The sequence below is a fragment of the Aliiroseovarius sp. S253 genome, from assembly GCF_049800855.1.
Classification (GTDB): Bacteria; Pseudomonadota; Alphaproteobacteria; order Rhodobacterales; family Rhodobacteraceae; genus Aliiroseovarius.
In genome coordinates, this window is the sequence record NZ_JBNAFW010000001.1 from 1,129,910 (window position 1) to 1,143,661 (window position 13,752).

Below are 13,752 nucleotides of genomic sequence, written 5' to 3' on the forward strand. Positions count from 1 at the left end.
GAGAACATGTCATGAGTATATCTGTTGCAAAAAGCTGGTCCGCGCGCCTACCGAAGTTAAAATGGCGATTTGACGTAAAGCGCATTCTCGTTGGCGGAAAGCTTGGCGATCTCGGGCGTCTGCCCCGCTATGCAGCGTTTGCGCTTTTGGGTCTGACGCTGATCTGGGCGCCAATCACCGGATATCTCAAAACGTCCCCGCTGGTATTCAAGTCCTCTGTGTCTCTGATCTTGCCGGGGTCCGGCGCCTCGGCGTCGATGAATTTGAACGGTATCGGACAGGCGACGTCCTATGCCAACTCGGCCTTCGCCAGCAACTCGATCAGTCCGACCGAGACTTATAAGCGCCTGATCGGAGCGGATCGTATTTTGAACGCAGCGGCGCACAGCGTGGGGGAAACGCGTCAGGCCTTTGGCAAGCCCCGCATCAACCTTGTGGACCAGACCGGTCTTATTCATCTGGAAATGTCCGGCTATAGCCCTGAGCAGTCGCAGGCTCGGGCCGAAGCTCTGCTCGACGCCTTTTTCATCGAACTCGATGCGTTGCGCTCGGACGAGCAAAGCACGCGTGAAGACAGCGGTCTTGCAGCAATCGAAGACTATCGCGCATCGGTCGCTAAAACACGTGAAGATATTGAAAGCCTTCAATCATCTTCAGGTCTTCTTAGCGCAGATCAATATGACGTGCTTCTCACGAACGCGACCGTTCTTGAAGTCGAGCTGAACACACTCTCGGCAACCCTCAGCGACAGAACGCAATCTGTGGTGTCTCTCGAAGCGGCCCTTGGGCTTGAGGCCAAAACAGCAGCGGCGACCCTCAAAGCTTTCGCGGATCCCGAATTCGTTTCCTTAAGCACCGAGCGCTCCAATCAAGCTGCATCGCTTGCCGAACTGAAGTCGCGCTTTGGAAACAACCATCCTAAGGTTCAATCAGCCCAACGCGCATATGATGCTGTGTCCAATGCGGCAACCCAACGTGCTGCTTTCGTGACTGGCCTTGATGCGCAGAACCTTGGCAAGCTTGATTTTGCGCGTGACGGTGCACGGGCAGATCTTTTGTCGCGCCTCGTACAGCTTGAAACGGAACGCGCAGGGGTGCAGCAGAAATATGAAACACTCTCGGCTCAGCTGACCTCGCAACGTACTCAACTAGAACAACTGGCCGCGCCCGCTGCGCGCTTGCAGGACCTTCAGCGCGATTTCTCGGTCGCTGAAGCGATTTTTGCCTCGGCGATCGCGCGCAATCAATCCAGCAAGTCTGATCCTTACGCGTCTTACCCACTGGTTCAGGTGCTTGAGAACCCATCGTTGCCCGAGAAGCCATCCTCGCCAAGCCGCAAACTTGCGCTGGCAGCCGGAATTGCGGCGTCCTTCTTCCTGCTCATTGGCTTGGTTCTTGGTTGGGTCCGTCTGGCGTTGCTGAGCAAGCTGTTGAAAAAGCCTGAGGGCAAGTAACGATGGAGATGAACCCGGTCGAACGTTTCGTGTTTCGTGCGCTGGCCTATACGTGGCCGTTCTATGCGCTCGGCGCGCTTTATGTCGTTGGTCCAGTCTTGGCGTGGCTCTTGGCCGGGCTTGCGCTTCTTTGTTTCTATCTTGGCGATGCCGTGCGTGATGACATGCAGGTAACGGGATCAATCCCGCCGCTGATTTGGGCGTGGGGCGCCGGGATGCTTGTTATGCTTGTTGCGCTATGGCTGGGGCATTTGAACTGGGATCTGGGCATGAAGACCCTGATCAAGTCCTCGATCGGTTGGGCCAAGGGGTGGGCATTGCTTGCGCTATTCCCACTTGCAGGCGCGCTGCTACCGGTACGCCGTGACGTGATCATACGTGGGCAAGGCGTGGTTGGGGCATGCACGCTGGCGCTAGCCCCGATCTTGCTCGCTGCACCTTACATTGGTCTGCCCGAACGTATCTTCACATCGCCACTAAAGGCTGTTGGCGGGCCGGGGCCTGAGTATTTCACCGTCTATTTCTTCACGTTTGACCCCGCCAGTTGGACGCCCCGCTGGCAGTTTTATGCCCCATGGTCTCCGTTTGCGGCGCTGTTGGGGGTGGTTTCTGTGCTTATGGCGCTTGAAGAGAAGAGCTTTAAGTGGCGCAGCATTGGCATTGCTGCAGGCGTATTGATGATCCTGGCCTCGAAGTCTCGTATGGGGCTGGTTGGGCTTGTGGCCTGCACCACGCTTCCGCGTATGATGCCGCTTATCACCAAAGCATGGGCATGGAAGGCCGTAGCTGGGCTTACCGCATCATTGGCCATCATCGGCACGGCGCTTTTGCAGTTCTTTCAAGATTTTGTTGCCGCATTTCGTGGCGCACGTGCCGACAGCACGCGTGTTCGTGAAACGCTTCAACGGATTGCCTATGAGCGCTGGCAAAACGAGGCAGTTTGGTTCGGTCACGGTCGCGTACAACCGGGTCCGCATCTGGTGGAATACATGCCCATCGGCAGCCATCATACGTGGTATGGCCTGCTTTTCGTGAAAGGCCTTGTGGGGTTTCTTGCGCTGCTGGGGCCGATGCTGTGGCATACAGCGTTCACGATGTATGACGCCGCCCGCCACCCTCGCGGACGCCTGCCACTCGGCATCATGCTGACACTGATCCTGTTGTCCTTCGGCGAGAATATCGAGATCGAAGTATACCTCCTGTGGCCCGCATTGATGATCCTTGGGATCCATTTGCGTGAGGTGTCCCGAGACTTACTTCCACCTATTGAGGACCCATCGGTCACCAGCGGATAATTGGTAGGTCGAAATTGAACAGCGACAAGGCGAGCTTAGGCTTGCCGCTCCATGCTGAACCGCGATTTAGGGTCACAAGTCAACATAGGGTGGCTCACGTTAAACCGACGAATTTCCCAAGAGTGCAGCTGGCACTGCTGCAGATAACCAGCCAGTAAGAATCGAGTGCTCGTTACGAATGGCAGAATTGACTGGCCGCAATGCAGCAACACCCGATGAAGGTGAACGGCAGCTTTGGGTTGTCCTTGCAAATGCCAATATCAGCAATCGGCGCTTAGCAGTCATTCAAGCATGATGCAGCATTCGGTACTTTGGGCTCAGAATGATCTTAAGCCGCATGACGGACGGACAACCGCTTCGAAATGGCGAACGGCAGGACCGTTCGCCAGGGTTCGTTAGATGTCGATGCGCTCGGCTATGCTCAGAGCATCTTCCAGTTCGACACCAAGATAGCGCACCGTGCTATCGACTTTGGTGTGACCAAGGAGCAGTTGCACCGCGCGAAGGTTGCCAGTCTTGCGATAGATCTCGGCAGCCTTTGTTCGGCGAAGCGAGTGTGTACCATATCCACTCGGCTCCAAACCAATCGCCTTCACCCAGTCGCGGACAAGTCGACCGTACTGACGCGTTGAGATGTGTGGTCGGTTGTGAAACCGGCTTGGGAACATGAACAGGCAAGCAAGCATTTCCGGAGATTTAACCCAGGTCAGAACGGTTTCTCGCGTGTTTTCCGACAGTTCAAATTGAACTGGTCGCTTGGTTTTGCTCTGGATCACTGAAACACGTTCGCGGACGCGATCGTCTTTGACAAGATCAGTCACGGCTAGCTTGACCAGATCACAGCCTCGAAGTTTGCTGTCTATGGCGACGTTGAACAAAGCAAGATCGCGTAGGTTGCCTGCAAGTTCGAGCCGCGCACGGATCGCCCACACCTGTTTTGGCAGCAGTGGACGTTTCTGCCCGATAATTCGTCCCTTGTTCCAAGCCTTGCGTTTGGGGGTGACTGCGGGAAGTTGGACTCTTGGCATGATATGCCCTCCGATCCTCCCTCCAGCCCAGGCATCAGCACCGCGCTGACTGGGCGAGTGTACAAGCAAGACTGAACGCCCGTTTTGAGAAGCCAACCAAATGGGTGTCTTCTGCGCGCGCATTGGTCTGCAAGGAGTCCATACCAGTCACCCGAACAACGTTCGCTGTATGTCTTCCGATCTAAAAACAAGGACTGGCTCACCTAGGGATTCAATCATATCTAGTGGCAATCGTTTGGTCACTTTCTGTTGTGCAACGATCGGAGCATTTCCCCCGGGAACGAAGAGGACAAAAGGACCGCTCTGCAAGCATTCGAAAATGCTTTGGTAAAGCGCCGGATGCGCGCAAGGTCTGTGTATGCACATCCCTGTAACTAAATCATTTTCTTCAGAAATGGTCAGGTTGCAGGTGTTTCTTTCGTCATAATGCAAAGGAAAGAAACCATATGCGCCTTCGTCGCTTGCTGTCTTTCCGAACACGCGCAATACATCTGATTTGAGAACGCGGGAGTCCTCGCCTTTCCAGTACCCTTGAATATAGTATTCAATACCCAACTCAGTGTTTCCTTTTGGATGGTTTTAGCCCTGTTCAAAGTTTGATGCAAAATCCGTTCTGTCCGCATCCTGTAAATTGTCACCTCTGTACGTGCTGCGCCTCGGACGAATGGCCGTTTTGTCCGCTGCTACGCCGCAGAGCACTAAACGCCAGTGCAGCGATTTTCGTGCTGCGAGCGCGCGCAGCGAGAAAAAGGGATGACCGGGTTGGGCTCAAACCGGACATTCACTATCAAATCTTATGCAATCCCAACCGATCCCCAACAATCACCGCATCCAAAACCCTTCGCGTTTGATCTTGTTGCGGATGGCCTGTTCCTTGCGGGGCAGGTTGTCCCGGTCAAACAGCGCGCGAGTTTTCTGGCCGCGTCCCTGAAAGATCATCCGTTTCATCGGGTCGTATTCCTTCAGAACCTTCTTGATCTTGTTGGGTGCGGTGGCGGCTTCGATGACCTCGATGGCCTTGTCGCTTTCGCGCGCATAGGCCAAGGGCAGGATGCGCCAGTGGCAGCTGACATCGCCGTCCAGTCCGTCGAGTTCTGGACCCGGACGTCCTCCGCCAAAGCTTGAGATCACAAGGGGCAGGGCGATTTGGTCCAGCCAAGGATAGAGTGTTTGGCAGACAATCTCTTCCGGGCCGTCATGGTGGATCGCGACGGCGTAGTCCTTGAAACGACGGCCAAATTCACGGGGGCAGGGGCCGAAGAACCAGCCTGCGTTAAAGTACATATAGCGCTGCCAGTATTCGTCCGGCTGGCTTGTATCCAGAGAGGCCTCGAAATCCAGCCCGAATTTGTCGTAGAGTGATTTCCAGATCTGCGTATAGCCCGGCCCGTAAAGCTCGATCGTGGGCCACGTGTCCTCACGCTTCATAGATGCCGAAGGTCGGTCATAGGGGATCGGCAGCTCGGACAGTTTGCCGGTGATCACCGTATCGGTATCAAAGAACAGGAACGGTTCGCCTTCCGGCAGGGCCAGCAGCGCTTCGATCTTGTTGCCATTAGGGTAGTGATGGCCAAATTCCTGACTTTCAAAGGGCACGATTTCGGCCCCCAGCATTTCAAGCGTCTCGCGGATGTTCGGCTTCAGGCGCGGGTCTTCCTGCCACAGATCTCCGGGTTGGGGTTCGGCCACCAGAAGGCGGCCTTTGAAATCGGGATCGCTGTGGCGCAGGCTGGCGGCGAACAGGATTGCCTCATAGGCCAAGCGGCCATCTTGGGCGACAATGACAACATTGGGGGCGGTCGTTGTTCGCACCTTTGCCGCTTTCCGGCGTTTCGAGGTTTTTTTCATCACTGCTTTGCCCGCGCTGTTCTTTGAGGCAGTATAGGCAGGAATGAAACGAGTCTGGAAGGGCGCAGGCGGGTTTGCAGGCGCGTTCTGGACGTTATCCAAGGGTCAAGTTCATGCGTAGATTTCTTGCTTTGACAGCGCTTTGTGTTGCCGTTGCCACTCCTGTTACGGCACAGAACTTTACCACTGCCACTGAAGTGCGACCCATCTTGAACGCCACACAAGGTAACTGGGTGGCCGTGCGGGAGTATGAAGGGCAGGATCTTCTGTATTTCACCCATCTGCTGGCATGGCGCTGCGGTCTTGAGGCGATCTATTTCAGTGTAAACGGCGGAGAAGAAACGCAGTTCGAAGCCGAGCCGTGCTATGAGGACGAGGCCACGCCCAACGCACTAAAGGTCACAGACATACTGCCTTACCAGCAGTTTGCTCTTCAGTCCGTCGAAACAGTCGAGGTTCGGATTGTGTATGACGACGGTGCCGAAACCGTTGCAGTCTTTGAACGCGCTCAGATTCAGATCCCATAGGATCTAGCTGGTTGGCGTGAACCGACCGAAATGCCCCGCCTGAAACGCCAGCGGCGCACCGGGGTCCAGCGTGACGCGCAGTACTTCTCCGATCATGATCGAATGATCGCCGCCGGAATGCACCTCGTGGGTCGCGCATTCAAACCGTGCCAGACAATCTTCGAACAGCGGGACGTCATGGGCGCCGTGGATCAGATCTATGGGTGAGAAGTCTGCGCCGTTCATGGCGAAATGGCGCGCCAGATCGATTTGATCTTCCTTCAGCACATGGATTGCGAAATGAGAGGCCTCGACGAAGGCGTCGTGACGCTCGGATACATGCGCCGGGCACCATAGGATCAGCGGTGGATCCAGCGAGACCGAAGTGAAGCTGTTCACCGTCATGGCAATTGGGCCGGTGTCTGACGCGGCTGTCACCACTGTCACGCCGGTGGCAAACTGCCCCAAGGCTTGGCGGAACTCGCCCGCATGATCGGGGCTGGGGGTGAAGCTGCTCATTGCAATCCGTCCTGTGTTCGCGCAGTCAGAACAAGGTGTGCCACGGGGCGGCACGACCATGCGTTTCGGCGCGGACACTAGCCCGAGTGATACTGGTAGGAAAGGGCGAAAAGCGACGTTTGGGGGTGTGAAGGCTCACTCGGCCACAGCAAAGCCTTGGATCAGCTGGCGCAACCCAAGCGCGGCCCCTGCAATGATCGCAAGAAACGTTACCGGAGCGCCGTAGTACAGGATTGAAAAGGCAGACAGGCCTTGTCCGATCGAGCAACCAAATCCGATCACGGCTCCGAACCCCATGATGACCGCGCCGCCGATTTGGCGTTTCAGCTCGCGTGGGTCTTCACAGGCCTCCCAGCGGAAATGACCTTTGAAAAGGCTGCCGATGAACGCACCGGCCAGAACGCCGACGACCGACCCGACACCGAAGTTCAAGTTGTTGCCAGAAGAGGTCATAAGGTAGATGATCATGTCGCCCAAGGGGGCGGAATAGGTGTGGCTTTCAACAGGGATGGCCGAAAAACCGTTCTCCAGCACCCACGCGGTTCCACCCCAGCCAATAACAACGGCGAGGCCTGCTGTAGCGGCCCAGAAAAGCTCGGCCTTTGCGGTGCGCAGCTCTTTGTTTGCCAACATTGCCATCAAAAGCAAAAGCCCTGCGGTAATCCCGATATGCGCTGCTGATACACCAGTCAGACGTTCAAGCCCGAAGGCCAGCGAGGGCAGGGCGGTCGGGTCTGTTGGGGTCTCGGGGAACAGCGCAACGCGCAGGCCCGACAGCGGGCCCGAGATGGCCACATAAGCCGAAAGCCCCATGACCAGCACAATAACGAAAGATCTAAGGTCGCCTCCACCCAAGCGGGCGAGCGCGCCAAAGCCGCAATTTCCCGACAGGGCCATGCCGTAACCAAACAATAGGCCACCAATGATGGACGCCAAGGGATTCCAGCCAAGTCGCAGATAGGTTGCTTCGGCGGCAGGTAGATGGCCGGTTGCGATCAGCAAGTGACTGCCGACCATCGCAACACCGATGGCCACACCCCACATGCGCATCCGAAGTCCTGAATGGGCATAGAGCGCGTCTTCGATGGCGCCCAAAGTACAGAAACGTCCCAGCCGAGCAGACAGACCAAGCAAGATGCCACCAACCAATCCGACAAGTGCGGCAAGAGAGGCGTCGCTGATCCAGTCGTACATGAAACCTCACAATTCCAAATGGTGTTGGACAGGCTTGTGAAGGCGGGGCCGCTATTCGGCCGCTTTGCGTTCTTCCGAAGCCGGGGTGTCGATCGAGCAGAACAGCTCGTAAATCACTTCCAGAATACGTCGGGGACGATCATCTGTCAGCGAATAATAGATCGTCTTGCCTTCACGACGCGGCGTCACAAGGCCTTCAAGGCGCAGGCGGGCCAGCTGTTGTGAAACCGCTGCCTGACGGGCGTGAAGAAGTTTTTCAAGCTCGGTCACGGATTTTTCACCTGTCACCAGATGGCACAAGATCATCAATCGCCCTTCGTGGCTGATGGCCTTCAGAAGGGTTGAAGCATCGCAAGCGCTGGTCATCATTTTATCCAGCTCATCGCGCGACATGTCTTCTTTTATGACGGGCAGTGCCATTGCGACTGGTCCTTGTGGTCCGTTACCGTTATCGGCCTCTAATAATGACCGGATTTCACTTTTGCAATCATCGTTGCAGTCAGATGACTAAGACGTGTTCTGGCTGCAATACCTTTTAAACTAAGGCGCGCGACGAACTATCAGCTTCCCTGATCACCCGTTGGCGCGACGTAATCCGTGTTCTCAACCAGCATCTGTTCCAGCAGACCCCAGAAAAAATCCTCGCCGGGATAGCCTTGAAGTCGGGTGACTTCCTTGCCCTCATCGTCCACCAGCAAAAACGTTGGTGTGAAGATGACCGGAGTGGCAGGCATGACGCCCAATGTTTCCGGTCCATCCTTGCGTTTCAGATCGCTGAGTTCGACTTTGCGTAGGGGTGCGTATTTGCCTTCCGAGGTCTTGGGGTAGATCTCGCCCAGCTCACTTTCCCATTTGGCGCACCATGCGCAGCCGGGTTCTTCGACCATGATCAACTCGGCCGCCTGTGCAGAAACCCCAAACCCAATCAGGGCAGTAGAGAGCAAACTTAATGTAATCTTACGCATCCCGCTGCCGATTCCTTGACATCTGGTTGATCTTAGCTTCATGCAATAGATAAATTGAATATGTTGTGAATTCAAGGAAGCCTTCATGCTGGACATATCCTTTGCCGGAGCGGCGCTTGCGGGGCTTCTGTCGTTCTTCTCGCCCTGTATCCTGCCGATGGTTCCGTTTTACCTGTGCTATATGGCCGGGTTGTCAATGACCGAGTTGACGGGTGAGGGGAAGATCAATCCCGGTGCACAGCGCAGGCTGGTCATTGCTTCCATTGCCTTTGCTTTGGGTGTCACTTCGATCTTCATGCTCCTTGGGCTTGGGGCCACCGCATTAGGGGCGGCCTTTGCGCAGTATCAGCAAGAACTCAGCTATTTTGGGGCAGCCATACTGGTTCTGTTCGGGCTGCATTTTTTGGGAATCATGCGCATTCCCTTTCTGTACCGTGAAGCGCGGCTCGAAGGACCGGCCCAGCCAAGTTCTATCCTTGGGGCCTATCTGATGGGGTTGGCCTTTGGGTTTGGCTGGACGCCTTGCGTCGGGCCTGCATTGGCCTCGATCTTGATGATTGCCAGCGGAATGGGAGATCTGGTGCGCGGCACGCTTTTATTGGCGGTCTATGGGCTGGCGATGACGCTGCCCTTCGTTCTGGCAGCCATGTTTGCACGTCCATTCCTGGCTTGGGTCGGGCGCAATCGGAAGTATCTGCCATGGGTCGAAAAGGTCATGGGCGCAATGCTTGTCTTGTTTGCAGTGCTGATTATATCGGGGCAGGTGAACAAGATCGGACAGTGGCTGCTTGAGACCTTTCCAGGCCTTGGAAATGTCGGCTAGGCATCCTTTGTGACGGGTTTGATCCTGCGTGCGAAACAAAGCGATCAAGAGCTAAAAAATTTCGCAAGATAATATTAATTCAAATAACGGAATTTGATGTTGCGAAAATTGCTTCATCTGCGTAGTTTGGCCGAACAACGGTTATGGGAGGAAACATGAAGCGGACAACGATCACGCTTTGCACCCTGCTTATTGCAGGGCTGGGAGCGGCACAAGCCGAGACGGTGGCACCCACCGCCGTCGCATTCGAAGAAGGGGCCGTGGCCCAATCGCTCACTGGCGTTGCAGGGAATCCTGCAGAAGGCGCCAAAGTGGTTTCGGCGAAATCGCAGGGTAACTGCGTCGCCTGTCACGAAATCACAGATCTGGCCGACGTACCGTTCCACGGTGAAGTTGGCCCTATGCTGGATGGAGCGGGTGACCGCTGGAGCGAAGCAGAGCTGCGCGGCATTCTGGTAGACGCCAAGATGACCTTTGATGAATCGATGATGCCATCGTTCTACAAGACCGAAGGCTTTATTCGTCTGGGCAAAGCCTACACAGGCAAAGCTCATGAAGGTGACGTCGAACCGCTGCTGAGCGCTCAGCAGATTGAAGATGTTGTGGCCTATCTTATGACGCTCAAAGACTGAGCGGATCGGGCCATAGAAATACACTCACAGGAGACTAGAGATGAAATTCACTCGACGTGATGCTCTGGCACTTGGGCTCGGCGCAACCGCCGTTGCCATGTTGCCGATGCGCGCATTGGCTGCTGCAGACGAGGCCGTTGCGGCCTTTACCGGCGGCGCAGAAACCGGCGAAGGTGGGATCACCCTGACCGCGCCGGAAATTGCTGAAAACGGCAACACTGTTCCGATCTCGGTCGACGCCCCTGGCGCGGTTTCGATCCTTGTTCTGGCTGCTGGCAACCCGACACCGGGTGTCGCTCAGTTCAACTTCGGTGAAGCCGCTGGTTCGCAGTCGGCATCGACCCGTATTCGTCTGGCTGGAACGCAAGATGTTGTTGCTGTTGCCAAAATGGCAGATGGCAGCTTCGTAAAAGCGTCTTCGACCGTAAAAGTCACCATCGGCGGCTGCGGCGGCTAACTAGAGGAGATCTGAGATATGGCAAAAGGTGCAAAACCCCGCGTAAAGGTCCCCAAGACGGCTGCTGCCGGTGATGTGGTGACCATCAAAACCCTGATCAGCCACAAGATGGAATCGGGTCAGCGTAAGGATAAAGAGGGCAACCTCATCCCGCGTTCGATCATCAACCGGTTCACTTGTGAATTCAACGGCAAGTCGGTCATCGACGTGACGCTGGAGCCCGCGATTTCGACCAACCCGTATGTCGAGTTCGACGCAAAGGTCGATGAAGCAGGTGATTTCAAGTTCACTTGGTATGACGATGACGGTGACGTGTACGACACCACCAAGTCGATCGCCATCGGCTGAGGCCAGCGCAGGGAGGAATATATAATGAAAAAAGGCATCGCAGCACTCGTAGCTGCCTCGACCATCTTCGGGGCAGCCGCCGCAACAGCCGATGAAAGCGCTGAACTCACCGTCAATGGCGAGATCGACATTGTCACCAAAACTGCCGCGCCCGCGCATCTATCGGATGCACTGGACGAGGTTCTGTCGGGCTGGCGTTTCCGCTCGGATCAGACACAGGAAATGCAGATGGATGACTTCGACAACCCCGGCATGCTGGGCGTTGAAGCAGGGATCGAGATCTGGAACACTGTGGACGGTTCGAAAGGCAAATCCTGTGCGGATTGCCACGGCGAGCCCGAAGAAATGGCAGGCGTGAAAGCGGTTTATCCGAAGTGGAATGATCAGGCCGAGACGGTCCATACCCTTCAGATGGCCGTGAACAACTGCCGTGAAAATGCCATGGGCGCCGAGCCTTGGAAGTATGACGCTACCGACGCAATCAATGTCGAAGCTCTGCTTTCTTCGGTATCGCGTGGCATGCCGGTCAACGTGGCGATTGATGGCCCTGCTGAAGCGGCGTGGGAATTGGGCAAAGAGCTCTACTATACCCGCACTGGTCAGCTTGAAATGAGCTGTGCCAATTGTCACGAAGACAACTATGGCAACATGATCCGTGCCGACCACCTGTCGCAGGGTCAGATCAACGGCTTCCCGACTTACCGTCTGAAAAACGCCAAGCTGAACGGGGTGCATTCGCGCTTCAAAGGCTGTGTACGTGACACGCGTGCCCACACCTATAGCCCGGGTTCCGAAGAGTTCATCGCTCTGGAACTGTACGTCGCGTCGCGCGGCAACGGTCTGTCGGTCGAAGGCCCATCGGTCCGCAACTAAGACATTTAACCCCGCCCGAACCGGTTTCGGGCGGGGTTTTCTTTAAACGAACATATTCAATCTGAAGCATGGGTGAGGCGTGCAACGGATTGAAAATCAAGGAAAACCGCTCATGATCTCTCGCCGCGACTTTCTTCAGGTCTCGATGGCTGCGTCCGCGCTTTATGGTACGTCGGGCTTTGGCAATTGGGCCAAACTGGCCGCTCAGCAGGCGCTGACCCAAGATGACCTTCTGAAGTTCGACACGTTTGGCAATGTCAGCCTGATCCACATCACCGACATTCACGCCCAGCTGAAACCGATCTTTTTCCGCGAGCCCGAGATCAATCTGGGCGTTGGTGCTGCCAATGGGCAGATGCCACACGTCACAGGCGCTGATTTCCGCAAGGCCTATGGAATCGAAGATGGTTCGCCGTCGGCTTATGCACTGACCTATAACGATTTCACTTCACTGGCACAGTCTTATGGCAAAGTTGGCGGCATGGACCGCGTGGCGACCGTTGTGAACGCCATTCGCGCTGATCGCCCTGACGCTCTGCTTCTGGACGGTGGCGATACGTGGCACGGTTCGTACACCTGTCACCACACTGAAGGTCAGGACGTGGTGAATGTGATGAATGCGCTGAAGCCCGATGCGATGACTTTCCACTGGGAATTCACGCTGGGATCCGAGCGTGTGAACGAGATTGTCGAAAACCTGCCCTTCGCGGCGCTGGGTCAGAACATCTTTGACGCCGAGTGGGACGAACCAGCCGAGCTCTTCAAGCCTTACAAATTCTTCGAGCGCGGTGGCGTGAAGGTGGCCGTGATTGGTCAGGCCTTCCCCTATATGCCCATCGCCAACCCGCGCTGGATGTTCCCGGAGTACTCGTTCGGGATCCGTGACGAAAACATGCAGGCGATGGTGGACGAAGTACGTGCCGCCGGTGCTGAACTGGTCGTCGTCCTGTCGCACAACGGCTTTGACGTTGACAAGAAAATGGCCAGCCGCGTGAAGGGCATCGACGTGATCCTGTCTGGCCACACCCATGACGCGCTGCCCGAACCGGTACAGGTCGAACAGACCTTTATCATCGCATCGGGCTCGAACTCGAAATTTGTCAGCCGCGTTGATCTGGACGTGCGCGACGGCAAGATGATGGGCATTCGCCACAAATTGATCCCGATCTTTGCAGACGTGATCACGCCGGATGCCACGATCACTCAACTGATCGACGAACAGCGTGCGCCCTATAAGGACCAGTTGGAAGAGGTGATCGGCACGACCGACACGCTTCTCTATCGTCGCGGCAACTTCAACGGATCGTGGGACGACCTGATCTGTGACGCGCTGATCAATGAACGCGAAGCAGACATTGCCATGTCGCCCGGCGTGCGTTGGGGGCCGTCGATCCTGCCGGGTCAAGAAATCACCCGCGAAGACATCTGGAACGTGACCTCGATGTCCTACGGTGAAGCGTATCGTACTGAAATGACGGGTGAATTCATCCACACCATTCTGGAAGACGTTGGCGACAACCTTTTCAACCCTGATCCCTACTATCAGCAGGGCGGCGACATGGTGCGTATCGGTGGCATGGGCTATCGTATCGACATCAACAAGCCGCAGGGCGAGCGCATCACAGACATGACGCTTTTGAAAACCGGCGAAGCGATTGATCCGGCCAAGACCTATGTGGTCGCGGGCTGGGCCAGCGTCAACGAAGGCACCGAAGGTCCGCAGATCTGGGATGTCGTCGAAAGCCACATCAAGAAACAAGGCACCATCAAGCTGGATCCGAACAACTCGGTTCAGGTGGTGGGCGCGTAA

Annotated in this window: 16 protein-coding genes; 9 read left to right on the top strand and 7 right to left on the bottom strand. The window is 55.9% G+C overall.

Going from position 1 to position 13,752, the window contains the following annotated elements; genetic code table 11:
* Positions 1 to 11: 11 nt before the first annotated feature.
* Together ACP15F_RS05555 and ACP15F_RS05560 are read left to right on the top strand one after the other, a co-directional pair.
* The gene (locus ACP15F_RS05555) at positions 12 to 1,454 is read left to right on the top strand and encodes a GumC family protein (RefSeq protein WP_424939830.1); all 1,443 of its coding nucleotides are present in this window, start codon (positions 12 to 14) and stop codon (positions 1,452 to 1,454) included.
* Positions 1,455 to 1,456: 2 nt separating this feature from the next.
* A complete protein-coding gene (locus ACP15F_RS05560; protein WP_424939831.1) occupies positions 1,457 to 2,749 on the top strand; it encodes an O-antigen ligase family protein in 1,293 nt (430 codons plus the stop codon).
* Positions 2,750 to 3,144: 395 nt separating this feature from the next.
* Here the strand turns inward: ACP15F_RS05560 and ACP15F_RS05565 are convergent, their stop codons facing one another.
* The 3 genes from ACP15F_RS05565 to ACP15F_RS05575 all read right to left on the bottom strand — a co-directional run bounded on the left by ACP15F_RS05565 (position 3,145) and on the right by ACP15F_RS05575 (position 5,625).
* The gene (locus tag ACP15F_RS05565) at positions 3,145 to 3,777 is read right to left on the bottom strand and encodes a tyrosine-type recombinase/integrase (RefSeq protein WP_424939832.1); all 633 of its coding nucleotides are present in this window, start codon (positions 3,775 to 3,777) and stop codon (positions 3,145 to 3,147) included.
* Positions 3,778 to 3,924: 147 nt separating this feature from the next.
* A complete protein-coding gene (locus ACP15F_RS05570) occupies positions 3,925 to 4,332 on the bottom strand; it encodes a hypothetical protein (RefSeq protein WP_424939833.1) in 408 nt (135 codons plus the stop codon).
* A gap of 267 nt (positions 4,333 to 4,599) precedes the next feature.
* Positions 4,600 to 5,625, bottom strand: coding sequence for a hypothetical protein (locus ACP15F_RS05575; protein WP_424939834.1), 1,026 nt, complete (start codon positions 5,623 to 5,625; stop codon positions 4,600 to 4,602).
* Positions 5,626 to 5,738: 113 nt separating this feature from the next.
* Between ACP15F_RS05575 and ACP15F_RS05580 the strand changes: the two genes are divergently transcribed.
* Positions 5,739 to 6,152, top strand: coding sequence for a hypothetical protein (locus ACP15F_RS05580; RefSeq protein WP_424939835.1), 414 nt, complete (start codon positions 5,739 to 5,741; stop codon positions 6,150 to 6,152).
* Positions 6,153 to 6,155: 3 nt separating this feature from the next.
* On the opposite strand, the gene ACP15F_RS05585 is transcribed toward ACP15F_RS05580, so the two are convergent.
* The 4 genes from ACP15F_RS05585 to ACP15F_RS05600 all read right to left on the bottom strand — a co-directional run bounded on the left by ACP15F_RS05585 (position 6,156) and on the right by ACP15F_RS05600 (position 8,809).
* Entirely contained in the window at positions 6,156 to 6,650 is a 495-nt protein-coding gene (locus ACP15F_RS05585) for a flavin reductase family protein (protein ID WP_424939836.1), read from the bottom strand.
* 135 nt (positions 6,651 to 6,785) lie between these two features.
* Positions 6,786 to 7,844, bottom strand: a complete 1,059-nt coding sequence (locus tag ACP15F_RS05590) for a YeeE/YedE family protein (RefSeq protein ID WP_424939837.1) — start codon at positions 7,842 to 7,844, stop codon at positions 6,786 to 6,788.
* 51 nt (positions 7,845 to 7,895) lie between these two features.
* Positions 7,896 to 8,264, bottom strand: coding sequence for an ArsR/SmtB family transcription factor (locus ACP15F_RS05595; protein ID WP_424939838.1), 369 nt, complete (start codon positions 8,262 to 8,264; stop codon positions 7,896 to 7,898).
* 140 nt (positions 8,265 to 8,404) lie between these two features.
* Positions 8,405 to 8,809, bottom strand: coding sequence for a hypothetical protein (locus ACP15F_RS05600; protein ID WP_424939839.1), 405 nt, complete (start codon positions 8,807 to 8,809; stop codon positions 8,405 to 8,407).
* Between the two features lie 85 nt (positions 8,810 to 8,894).
* Here ACP15F_RS05600 and ACP15F_RS05605 point away from each other — a divergent pair, with 85 nt between their 5' ends.
* The 6 genes from ACP15F_RS05605 (at position 8,895) to soxB (ending at position 13,752) form a co-directional block, all read left to right on the top strand.
* Positions 8,895 to 9,632: a cytochrome c biogenesis CcdA family protein gene (locus ACP15F_RS05605; protein ID WP_424939840.1), complete on the top strand. Its 738-nt coding sequence runs from the start codon at positions 8,895 to 8,897 to the stop codon at positions 9,630 to 9,632.
* A 155-nt stretch (positions 9,633 to 9,787) separates the two neighbouring features.
* Positions 9,788 to 10,264 carry a sulfur oxidation c-type cytochrome SoxX gene (gene soxX, locus ACP15F_RS05610; RefSeq protein ID WP_424939841.1) on the top strand — a complete coding sequence of 159 codons (477 nt, stop codon included), beginning with the start codon at positions 9,788 to 9,790 and terminating at the stop codon, positions 10,262 to 10,264.
* Between the two features lie 40 nt (positions 10,265 to 10,304).
* Complete coding sequence (soxY, locus tag ACP15F_RS05615; protein ID WP_424939842.1) at positions 10,305 to 10,721, top strand: thiosulfate oxidation carrier protein SoxY; 417 nt, start codon at positions 10,305 to 10,307, stop codon at positions 10,719 to 10,721.
* 18 nt (positions 10,722 to 10,739) lie between these two features.
* On the top strand, positions 10,740 to 11,069 hold the full coding sequence (gene soxZ / locus ACP15F_RS05620) for a thiosulfate oxidation carrier complex protein SoxZ (protein WP_424939843.1): 330 nt from the start codon (positions 10,740 to 10,742) through the stop codon (positions 11,067 to 11,069).
* Positions 11,070 to 11,093: 24 nt separating this feature from the next.
* Complete coding sequence (soxA, locus tag ACP15F_RS05625) at positions 11,094 to 11,942, top strand: sulfur oxidation c-type cytochrome SoxA (RefSeq protein ID WP_424939844.1); 849 nt, start codon at positions 11,094 to 11,096, stop codon at positions 11,940 to 11,942.
* A 112-nt stretch (positions 11,943 to 12,054) separates the two neighbouring features.
* Positions 12,055 to 13,752: a thiosulfohydrolase SoxB gene (soxB, locus tag ACP15F_RS05630; RefSeq protein WP_424939845.1), complete on the top strand. Its 1,698-nt coding sequence runs from the start codon at positions 12,055 to 12,057 to the stop codon at positions 13,750 to 13,752.

Bases quoted from the DNA above. Each gene is read 5' to 3' on its own strand.
- ACP15F_RS05555 (WP_424939830.1), top strand. From the start codon at position 12: ATGAGTATATCTGTTGCAAAAAGCTGGTCCGCGCGCCTACCGAAGTTA.
- ACP15F_RS05560 (WP_424939831.1), top strand. From the start codon at position 1,457: ATGGAGATGAACCCGGTCGAACGTTTCGTGTTTCGTGCGCTGGCCTAT.
- ACP15F_RS05565 (WP_424939832.1), bottom strand. From the start codon at position 3,777: ATGCCAAGAGTCCAACTTCCCGCAGTCACCCCCAAACGCAAGGCTTGG.
- ACP15F_RS05575 (WP_424939834.1), bottom strand. From the start codon at position 5,625: ATGAAAAAAACCTCGAAACGCCGGAAAGCGGCAAAGGTGCGAACAACG.
- ACP15F_RS05580 (WP_424939835.1), top strand. From the start codon at position 5,739: ATGCGTAGATTTCTTGCTTTGACAGCGCTTTGTGTTGCCGTTGCCACT.
- ACP15F_RS05585 (WP_424939836.1), bottom strand. From the start codon at position 6,650: ATGAGCAGCTTCACCCCCAGCCCCGATCATGCGGGCGAGTTCCGCCAA.
- ACP15F_RS05590 (WP_424939837.1), bottom strand. From the start codon at position 7,844: ATGTACGACTGGATCAGCGACGCCTCTCTTGCCGCACTTGTCGGATTG.
- ACP15F_RS05595 (WP_424939838.1), bottom strand. From the start codon at position 8,264: ATGGCACTGCCCGTCATAAAAGAAGACATGTCGCGCGATGAGCTGGAT.
- ACP15F_RS05600 (WP_424939839.1), bottom strand. From the start codon at position 8,809: ATGCGTAAGATTACATTAAGTTTGCTCTCTACTGCCCTGATTGGGTTT.
- ACP15F_RS05605 (WP_424939840.1), top strand. From the start codon at position 8,895: ATGCTGGACATATCCTTTGCCGGAGCGGCGCTTGCGGGGCTTCTGTCG.
- soxX (WP_424939841.1), top strand. From the start codon at position 9,788: ATGAAGCGGACAACGATCACGCTTTGCACCCTGCTTATTGCAGGGCTG.
- soxY (WP_424939842.1), top strand. From the start codon at position 10,305: ATGAAATTCACTCGACGTGATGCTCTGGCACTTGGGCTCGGCGCAACC.
- soxZ (WP_424939843.1), top strand. From the start codon at position 10,740: ATGGCAAAAGGTGCAAAACCCCGCGTAAAGGTCCCCAAGACGGCTGCT.
- soxA (WP_424939844.1), top strand. From the start codon at position 11,094: ATGAAAAAAGGCATCGCAGCACTCGTAGCTGCCTCGACCATCTTCGGG.
- soxB (WP_424939845.1), top strand. From the start codon at position 12,055: ATGATCTCTCGCCGCGACTTTCTTCAGGTCTCGATGGCTGCGTCCGCG.